General features: G+C 44.6%; 8 protein-coding genes. 6 read left to right on the plus strand and 2 right to left on the minus strand.

Annotation, left to right across the window (positions count from 1 at the left end):
- The first annotated feature begins 567 nt into the window (after positions 1–567).
- Complete coding sequence (locus tag ACXAH1_RS24450) at positions 568–1,065, plus strand: hypothetical protein (protein WP_475200312.1); 498 nt, start codon at positions 568–570, stop codon at positions 1,063–1,065.
- A gap of 383 nt (positions 1,066–1,448) precedes the next feature.
- Positions 1,449–1,628 carry a hypothetical protein gene (locus tag ACXAH1_RS24455; RefSeq protein ID WP_128064521.1) on the plus strand — a complete coding sequence of 60 codons (180 nt, stop codon included), beginning with the start codon at positions 1,449–1,451 and terminating at the stop codon, positions 1,626–1,628.
- 202 nt (positions 1,629–1,830) lie between these two features.
- On the opposite strand, the gene ACXAH1_RS24460 is transcribed toward ACXAH1_RS24455, so the two are convergent.
- Positions 1,831–2,298, minus strand: coding sequence for a hypothetical protein (locus ACXAH1_RS24460; RefSeq protein ID WP_475200313.1), 468 nt, complete (start codon positions 2,296–2,298; stop codon positions 1,831–1,833).
- An 817-nt stretch (positions 2,299–3,115) separates the two neighbouring features.
- Here ACXAH1_RS24460 and speD point away from each other — a divergent pair.
- From speD to ACXAH1_RS24480, 4 genes are all read left to right on the plus strand, one after another.
- A complete protein-coding gene (gene speD, locus ACXAH1_RS24465; protein WP_253050736.1) occupies positions 3,116–3,730 on the plus strand; it encodes an adenosylmethionine decarboxylase in 615 nt (204 codons plus the stop codon).
- Between the two features lie 18 nt (positions 3,731–3,748).
- Complete coding sequence (gene speE, locus ACXAH1_RS24470; protein WP_138553074.1) at positions 3,749–4,711, plus strand: polyamine aminopropyltransferase; 963 nt, start codon at positions 3,749–3,751, stop codon at positions 4,709–4,711.
- 147 nt (positions 4,712–4,858) lie between these two features.
- Positions 4,859–6,652: an ABC transporter ATP-binding protein gene (locus ACXAH1_RS24475; RefSeq protein ID WP_475200314.1), complete on the plus strand. Its 1,794-nt coding sequence runs from the start codon at positions 4,859–4,861 to the stop codon at positions 6,650–6,652.
- An 809-nt stretch (positions 6,653–7,461) separates the two neighbouring features.
- Positions 7,462–8,934 (plus strand): FAD-binding protein, encoded by a 1,473-nt coding sequence (locus ACXAH1_RS24480; protein ID WP_475200315.1) that lies wholly within the window; start codon positions 7,462–7,464, stop codon positions 8,932–8,934.
- A gap of 196 nt (positions 8,935–9,130) precedes the next feature.
- Here ACXAH1_RS24480 and ACXAH1_RS24485 read toward each other — a convergent pair whose 3' ends face one another.
- Positions 9,131–9,544 carry a hypothetical protein gene (locus tag ACXAH1_RS24485; RefSeq protein WP_475200316.1) on the minus strand — a complete coding sequence of 138 codons (414 nt, stop codon included), beginning with the start codon at positions 9,542–9,544 and terminating at the stop codon, positions 9,131–9,133.
- Positions 9,545–10,073: the final 529 nt, after the last annotated feature.

A 10,073-nucleotide genomic window follows, 5' to 3' on the forward strand; every position in this document is an offset into this window, starting at 1 on the left:
CAAAATACAGGACGTATTTTGTCATCCCTCCTTCTCCGCCATTGCTTTTAAGAGAACCGTCCCAATGTGGACGGTTTTTTTATGCCCGAAAGCGAATCCCTCACTCTTGTGCACACACCATTTATAATAAAAGAACCGCCTTTATTGGCGGTTTTTTTATGCCCAAATTTTACCTCTTCACGAATGAGAAGGTGGGTGAGAACCCTCGACCAGGGTTCGACAATTTTGTCTGGAACAAAATTGAACACACTTCAGTGCGGCCCGCAGGGCAAAAATACAACCAGATACACAAAAGCCCCGGCAGAGTACAGGGGCTTTAATATTGCATTGCCTGAATAGACATCTTTATAAGTCAATTGAATGCGCTAGTTTAGAATGGCAGTCGTTTCAAACTGTCCGAAAAGTCGGCTTGCCTATGTATAGAGCTGAAGTTTGATTTATTGCAGCCAGCAAAAAATTAACAAAAAGTTAATCAGCAACGAACCCATTGCTGTATATTTATTGAGCTCACGTCATTTTTTGAGCAGGAAGTATTTCAACTTAAATATAATAGATAAGGAAACTCAGATGAAAAATCTTACTATAAGTCTACTTTTTGCAGCCACCAGCATGGGAGCACTAGCACAAAGCAACGGGAGCGCAGTACTTCCTCATTACATATTCTCTGGCCCTGACAAATCAAATACATTCATTTATCTTACGAATACGACAGGTTCAATGCTGGAAGTTGAAGTGACTTTCAGAACGGATGTTGGTGCCATTTTGTATGATGATGGGAACGTGATAGGTGGAAATATTGAGATCTGGAATACTCTGTTTGAAGATGAACCAACATCAGGACCTGGTCCATCGGCCATTCTGACGCTACGAGGTCGCAGCACGTCTTTAATAAAACTTAAATCCATTGCAGTCAATAATAGCGCTAGTGGTATCGCAACGATTAGCTGGACATCTCCTGAGAACGTCACTGAAGCTTTGATATCTCATGCTCGCGTAACGAGAAAGGAAGGAACCACATCAGAAAGCAGCTATGCCGTTCAGGTTAATGGTGGGAAAGCATTCTAAGTCCGTAAGGATATTGATCTGAAGTTGGCTAATCTCCATCGATAAAGATTTAAGTATACCCGCTTTTTACTGCCATTTATTGCTATAGCATCTGCTTCAGACATACCAAAAGTGCTTGACCCGGTAGTTTGGACAGCAGGTGCTTTATCTGGGTACCAACCACGTACGAGATGACTTACCTGCCCCCAAAAGGCTAAACGGCCGTTGTGTGTCCACACTCATTAAACGGGTTTCAGTGATATTTTTACCGATTTCTCTGGACACCCACCATAAAACGGAGAAAAAGACATGTATATTGTATGCAATATTTGACAATGTGATCATAAACCGTTTATGGTTATTAGGTACGAACAGTACACAGGATTAATTTAAGGATAAAAACAATGAAACTAAAATTAAGCAGTAAAAAGCTCAAATCGCTGTCTGAACGGCACTTAGTAGAAAATAGCAATACACCGGCCATTGCGGGCGGTGCGAATACCTGGACATGCCTTAGCCACATTGGCCCGCCGGGACCACCGCAACAAACCTGTAATGCGAGCGGATGGGGCAACTTTTGCTGATCGGGTTACTTTACCCTTTCGTTCAGCAAAAATAGTACAGCACACTTAGGCCCACTGGTCAGTAAATATAACCAGATACAGAAAAGCCCCCGCACAATACCGGGGCTTTTAATATTGCATTGCCTGAATAGAAGTCAATTGAATGCGTTAGTTTAGGTGGCTATCCTTCAAGCTACTTTCATACCGGGCCCTGGCTTACGCTTCAACGGCAATAATCAAACACCTTAGTTTTGTCTTGGATAAGCGCAATATTCGTGTGCGTTTTATGTATCGCCAGTCTAAGTTGCCAGTCTTCAAGTTTAGTGTCATCTGAAAGGGCATCCGCTGTATCACCAAAATAGCCAAAGTTGACAGAAACAAGCACTAAATCATGTTTTTGACTCTGCTTATTATATTCCCGCGATACTTTCATCGACTGAAGCGCCGGAAAGAAGATCTTTTTAAAACAGGCATTTTTTATTGATAAAAACTGGTCCTGAGTTTCAACCTGAATTGACGCCAAAGTGTGATGGGTATTTTTTCTTACCGTACAAGCCGCGCCATCCTGAGCATTCATGGTGATACTTACAATATCCTCATGAAAGCCGTGAGGCCCTGTATTTTGGAGCTCTGCGGACCTGACCACAGCGCTAAAGACAAAAAGAAGTAGTAACAATGACCTACGTCTCATACTTCCCCGCCAATATTTTAATAAACGCGTTCAATTGCAGAACTCCTTTGCATCAGTCATCGAGCACTTAGTATAAAAGCCTGGCGCCAGACTCACACTCGTTCTAAATGGGCACCACTTTAAATTCGCTATAACCTGGCACTAACAGTGTAAGGCAAAGTGTTGCTGTAGATACAATCGGCTAGTTTGTAATCTCGCATACTACTGCAGATTTTCACTCCTAGTTCGTATTTACCTTCAGGAGGTGGATTCATTCCTATTCCTCCTAATTTACCAAAATTACTCACGTCAAAGTCCCTTGGCTCGATAAAGTGCACAACCCCGTAATGTGGTGACATAGCCATCTTAGGAGCATAACACCGACGATTTAAAAAGGTTGAGTGCCTATAGATTATTCCATCGGCATCTTTAAGAAATATTTTTATCCCTTTGGGAGCTGACAAGCAAAAATCAATCTTTTTTAGAATAGAACTATTGTGGTACCCATTATTAAATAGAGTTACCAGTATCCCTGAGTTTACATATTTGATTCTTAGCTCTACATCGTCGATGGCGAGTACTAGCCCAGATTTCAATATCATTATCAATATAATAAACAGTCTCACTTCTCTACCTCAAAGAGTTTACCGCCTCACCCCAAAAGGCTAAACGGCCGTTGTGTGTCCACCCTCATCACACACCCGTATATCACTTTTTAAACCTCTATATTGGTGCAACCTGCTGCGTTTGTGAAGTCACAAGCATCTGAGCCTGTTGTGTTTTTCATAAGAGCAATAATCACCACCTGCCGCGTACCGAGCCGCCAGTCTTAGCATCAATGCCCGACTCCACACTCGTTGCACATTTCAGTGCTGGAATATCCGTATTCAAAAAGGGAGAGCCAGAGCGTGTCACTTTGTCTGTGTTTTTGGTCGTCAGGTTTACCTGCGCCAGTAAGCAACATGCACAAAACCGGCTACCTGATCACCCTGACAACCGAACACTGAGTAAAAGCATGACTAAACCCGCATCCACAACACAGCTTGTTCACCCACTGGGCCAGCACATTATTGTAGATATTTTTGATGCCTCTAACCTCATCGGTGAGCAGCACATAGAAGAGATGATGATTGAATGTGCCAACGCAGCAAACGCCACCATTTTGAAAACCCATTTGCACCCATTTGAAACCAATGGCGGTGTGTCGGGCATGATCATTCTGGCTGAAAGCCATATTTCTATCCACACCTGGCCAGAATATAACTTTGCTGCCATGGACATTTTTATGTGTGGTGATGCACAGCCTGAGCTGTGCCTGGCTGTGATAGAACAGTGTTTTCAACCAGGCAGGATGGTGGTGAACACTCTCACACGAGGTGGCTCTGTCAGCCAGGCCGGAGAATTTCAGCCGCTTTTACACAACCAGTTACACGCAACGCAAAAAACCGCATAAAACGGAGTATTCACGCACATGACTAAGATTAATTGGCATTATGAGCAAATGACAAGTGGCGTTCACATTGCACTTCGTTCAGAAAAAGATTTGGTAGATGTAGAAACCGAGTTCCAGGATGTCAGCATTTTTGAAACCCGCCACCTGGGTAAAGTAATGCGCATAGACGATGGGATCCAGGTCACCACCAAAGGGGAGCACATTTATCATGAGATGATGGCACATGTGCCTATCCTCTTTCACGGTCAGGTCAAGAACGTGTTGATCGTTGGCGGTGGCGATGGCGGCAGTGCCCGCGAAGTATTAAAACACCAGAGCGTAGAAAACGTGGTCATGGTGGATATTGATGAGCAAATTATTCAACTGAGCCGCAAGTACTTGCCAGAAATTAACAATGGCGCATTTGACGATCCCAGATTTGTACTGCGCATTGGAGATGGCGCCGATATCATCTCTCAGTACAGTGACTGTTTCGACCTGATCATCCTGGATGCGGCTGACCCGGATGGCGGTGCGTCGGAAACCCTGTTCACTCAATCCTTTTTTGGTAACTGCTTAACCGCACTAAAAGCTGACGGCATTTTAGTGGCACAAGGTGGTACGCCTTATTTTGAGCCCTATATGATGCAGTCGATGGTATCTCGTTTAACTCAGGCGTTTAACAATCCGGCTGGCATCTATATGGGCGGATGTTACGACTATTTTGGCGGCTCCCATGCGTTTATCTGGGCAACGCGCAGCGGCACCATCAACACACTGTCGCTCGCAGAGCTCGAAACACGCTTTAATCAGGCCGACATTCAAACAAAATACTACTCGCCGGAAGCACACTTTGGCGCCTTCTTCTTATCTAAAGATATGCGGGATTACGTCAACCAGGCCGTAAACTGTGAAAACGTGGATGAACTGTCGATGCCTGCCGCTGGCGACTGGGATGACTATACGCCAGAAACCTCTAACCAGAATGAAGACGACGACTAACGCTTACTCTGCTGACATAAAGGCAGATTAGTATACAAGTCAGAGCCACTGAAACGACCTGCGTCGTTGTCTCAGTGGCTTGTTTATTCCTGGCTCTGGCCAAACAGCCGGAGCGCAACCAGATACGTGCGGGTGCCACATAAAGCGATGAAGCCATTATTTACGCTATTTGAAAAAATAGGCCACAAAGACACATTCGACAGCCAGTTGCATGAGGCCGAACACAATCTTTCGTTTATCCGCCAGTGCGCCAAAGAGTTTTCTGGTTGGATAGCCGTTGCATTTATCATTTCTTTGCTGGGCGGCTTATTGCAAATTGTGACCTTTGACTTTCTGGGTGAGCTGGTCGACTGGCTGGATACCTCCGGTGACAAAACACAACTGAACAATAAAGGATACCAGCTGGCATTGTTCGCCGTGGCCATTGCCGTTGTGATCCCCGCACTTACCCTGGTTAAGAACCTGGTGTTTCATCAACTGCTTGGGCCTAACCTGCAAAAAAACACCATTGTAAAACTGTATCGCACTTTAATTGCATCGCCTGCCAGTTATCACGAAGAAGACGACCCGGGATCCACAGCCATTGTGATTGTGGATACCTCCGAAGCCATCATTGATGTGGTGTTGCAGTTCTGTGGCTTTGCCGGATTTTTACTGGCATTTTTGGGCGCGCTACTGTTTTACGTCGGCAACATAGATGGCTGGCTGACGCTGCCATTCCTTATCTGGACAGGCCTGTTTCTGGCTATGCTGCTCGGGCAGTGGATCCCCAACGCCAAAACCACCAACCGGCTGGAAGCCGAAAGCTGTGCACAGATCACCGGAAAATTGACTGAACGCTTTGCCCGGATCAGAACGGTAAAGATGCTCTCCGGCAGCGAATACGAGCAACAGTTTGCTGAAAAATGGGCAACCCGACACCGCAGAGTGGTGGCAAAGGAATTTCGTGTTTTCTCTCATTTTGCCTCTGTGGTTGGCCTGCTAAATGGTACTTTGATTGTGGGTACAGGGGCACTGTGTTTACAGCTCTGGCTCAATGGCAGCATCTCCGTTGGCGAGTTTTCTATGGTACTGGCCCTGGTCTATCGGGTTATTTCGCTCTCGGAATGGTGTCAGGAAGAGTTTGACGCCTTTTTTGTTTCCTGGGGCCAGGTTACCGTGGGCAGAGAAGTGATTAACGAGTTTCTGGAAGATATTGAACCCATTGAAGACGCGGGCAAGTTCAATGTGTCCAGAGGAAAAATCACCTTTAAAAACGTCGAATTTGCATATGAAAACAAAGCGCCTCTGTTCACCGATCTGTCGTTAAAAATCAAAGCCGGCGAAAAGGTGGGGATCATAGGCCCGTCAGGAGCAGGAAAATCGTCGCTGCTGAATATGCTTGCCGGCATTGACGAAATTGAAGAAGGGGCAATTTACATAGATGGCAAGAATATAGAAGACTACCCCACAGATCAGATCTGTGGCGAGATCAGTTTTCTAAATCAGGATATTGGCCTGTTTAATCAGAGCATTTATGAAAACGTCGCATTTGGTTTAAATAACGTGAGCCGGGCGTCGGTCAGACACGCGCTTGAACAGGCCAATGCCCTGGAATTTGTAGAAGCATACACAGACGCGCGCGGCCGTAGGGGGTTAAGCGCGTTTATTGGTGAAAACGGCGGACAACTTTCTGGCGGCCAGCGACAACGGCTGGCGCTGGCCAGAGCGATATTAAGAGATAAGAAAATACTGTTACTGGATGAGGCAACCAGTGCCCTGGACCCGGCCTTAAAAGCCGAGTTTATCCGCTCACTTAAAACGCTGATGAAAGGAAAAACCGTCATTTCTGTTGCGCATTCTTATGATGTGCTCGCCATGATGGACCGCATTATAGAGATTAAAGACGGCAAAATAATCAGAGATGGTAAACCTGCCGACGTCATCGATGCGGTTGTATAGCACGCATTTAGATTATTCGCTGCAAACCGACAGGCCAAACAAGCGCTTCAGGCTATCGGGCAACGCACTTTACTACCCCAAGCTCAGGCAAATAGCCTGGGCTTTTAAAGGGATTGAAACCAGGATTATTTCGCTTACTCCTTTTGCATTATGTAACGCTCGGGCACGCCAAAATTCTATCTATAAACCCTTTTAAGCCATACGTTTTATTCGGCTCACCTCGTTGTTTTGCAATGCAGCACGCTCACCTTTGGACAGCTTACACATAAACCCCAAATAACCATAAAATCTTCGGGGTATTCCCGGTAAACTAATAAAGACATCAATGCGACTTTTTACTTAAATTAGCAAACAGTGGTGTCGGTCTACCTGCCTTTATTCTAAGACAAAAGAATGAACTAAGATATCTTATCGCCTCTTCGATAAATCCTTTCACTTTAAGGTTAAAAAAGTGTAGCATTTGTGTATCATTAATTATGATACTATCTCTGCCAGCCCCTTTATTTATAGCAATTAGCCATAAAGTATAAGGTTAATAAAATTTTAATAGGGTTTTACCTGAGTTTAGATACAACACCGATAAAAACGCCAACATACCCAGCTCAAAACGAGGTCGCTTTAGCTGATCATGGTATGAAGCTTAGCGTGCTGACTGACACGCTTTTTCAGGGACAGAGACGTTTACATTAGCGGTAACGTGAACATCAAGATAATAAAAACGGAATACGAATTTGCCTTTAAAGCGCATTTTCTGATCCAACCATATTTTATTCTTACTGCTTTTTACTTCAGTAATATTAGGAGGATGCATGAATCAAAAGTCATCTCGAAGAGATTTTATAAAAAAAATGGGCATGGGTAGCCTGGTTGTTGGGTTTAACCTGCAAAGCCAAAGCTGGGCGAGCGAGCGCGATTTACTCAACTCATCACCCGAGGCGTTTGCCGACAACTTTCCGGTGTTCGACGGCGAACTCATCACCGATGAAACCAGCCTGACTGAGGCCGCTGATGATTTTGGTCATATTTATCAATATGTCTCACGCGCGATTTTAAAGCCCGCCACCTACCAAGATATCGTCAATATGGTGACATTTGCCAATCAGCATAACGTAAAAATTGCGGTAAAAGGGCAAGGGTATTCGACCAACGGAGAAACACAAACCCAGGGCGGCGTGGTGATAGACATGGTTTCACTGGCTGAAGTCTATGACGTTCATAACCAGCAAATTACTGCTCAGGCAGGTGCTCGCTGGAGCGAGCTACTGGCAACCACGGTGCCTCAAAACCTCGGACTCCCCATCATCACTGACTTTATTGACTTGAGTGTTGGCGGCACCATTGCTGTCGGTGGATTGGGTGCGCAGTCTTATAAACACGGCTGTATGGCAGACAATATTTGCCACCTTAAAGTGGTCACCGGTGACGGACGCTTGCTTGACTGCTCACCGTATCAAAACAGCCTGCTATTCCACTCAATGAAAGCTGGTTTAGGTCAGCTCGGAATTATTGTAGAAGCAAGCTTTGATCTTGAGCCAACACCCAGTACGGTCAGAGCATATCAGCTGGTGTACGATAATCTTGAACACTACTTAAACGACAACCAGCGCCTTTTAGATGAAGGGGTTTTTGATGGCGTTCAGGGTGGTGCAGAGCCGGACCCTGCCGGAGGCTGGCGTTATGTAATGCAGCTGGCTAAGTACTTTGAGCCCGATACGCCACCTGTAGATGCCGAATTACTTGATGGCTTAAATTTTGTGCCCGGAGCCGAAGTTATTCAGGATCTCCCCTATTTTACTTTTTTGAACCGTTTAGCCCCAGTGGTAGAACAGTTAAAAGCAGCCGGACTCTGGACTTTACCTCACCCCTGGTGTCCTTTGTTAATACCCGCTTCTAAAGCACACGCGTTTATTCAGGACACATTAGCAAACACACCTGCCAATGATGTAGCCGGGCCGGTACTCATGTCGATGCAACAGAGAAGTGCCTTCAGTAGCCTGTTTTTCAGCGTACCAGAAGAAGAAAAGTTCGTTTACTTTTCTTTGATGCGTACCGCTATTCCACCGACACCCGAGCGTGTTGAGCAGCTCACTCAGGCCAACAGAAGTATTTACGAAGGAGCACGCGAGCTGGGTGGCTTCCAATACCCGGTTGGCGCCATCCCCATGAGCTCAAGAGACTGGAAAAAACATTATCACAAAAAGTGGTTTTTACTGAAGCTACTGAAAAACTGGTTTGACCCTAATAATTTGTTAGGCCCGATGAGGGGAATTTTTAACAGATAAGCGGTTTCAACCAGCATGGGCACACGGCAGTGCCCTTTTTAGTTATTTGGGGCTTAGTGGGTAGCGCGATGCGTGGTAGTAATAGCAGTTAAAATAGCGTCTGATTTTATTGAATTACAACACTACGACTTTGGGTGAGTGCCCATGTAACGCCTTGTACCTTAATAGCTATCAGGCATGCCTATTTTTGCTAGGGTTATTTTTCCCCATCGTTCAGATGACTGGAGTTGAGAATTAATCCAACTTTTGGTAGTTGGTCAAACTTGCAAATATGCTCTTTGAGCAATTCTAATCTATGATTCATATCCTCTTGTGACAATTTAACAAGAACGGTTGTTGCATTCCCAGAAAAATCAATAATAGTTCTTTCCACAAAAAGCTTCTCATAATCTACAATTCTTTCATCTATAGACATATCAACAATATGACTAGCTGACTTAAAATAAATTTTCCTTTTATTTTCAAAGTCTACATCAGACAAAGCAGCAATCGATTCGGAATGACCAATTAAAGCTTTTTGTAACAGCTCAATTGAGCTTATTTGGCACACATCATTAGCACCTATATGGTGCGAAGTAACAACAAGTATGAAAGCAATAAAACGCTTCATTTAATGACCTCCCCAAGAGCTACTTCCGAATACTTTCTCAATGTATGCTTTCATTTCGTACACTTCGTTATTAAAACTTTGTGAAATGCCCCCCATGGACATATCAAACCTCGCAATAGCTTCTCCGTCTCTCAGAGTCGGAGCATCCACCTCATCACCTACCCAAAAATCAGAACTTAATGTCTACGACTTTGGGGGGTGCCCATGTAACTCTCGTGTGACTCTTTACAAAGCAGTGTATGAATCCCTTATCTCTGCGCTCCTAAAAGCTTTGTTGGCATCAACGTAAATGTAAATGACGATACTATGATAGCCTTTTGGCTGATCTGGAGAAGGATCTCTGATAATACACTGATAGCGATTACTAAAATCATCAAAAGAAAAAGCTATTGCATTCTCTGTTAGAAATTCTTCGATCTTAACTGCCGAGATTCCGATTGTAACTCCCCCATAAACTGCAACAGTTCTTGAGTAGAATTTCCATTAACAGAAGAAGGAAGTTTTACGATGAGAAAAAGCAAGTTCACCG

It is taken from the genome of Pseudoalteromonas sp. AWH4_217 (assembly GCF_056161105.1).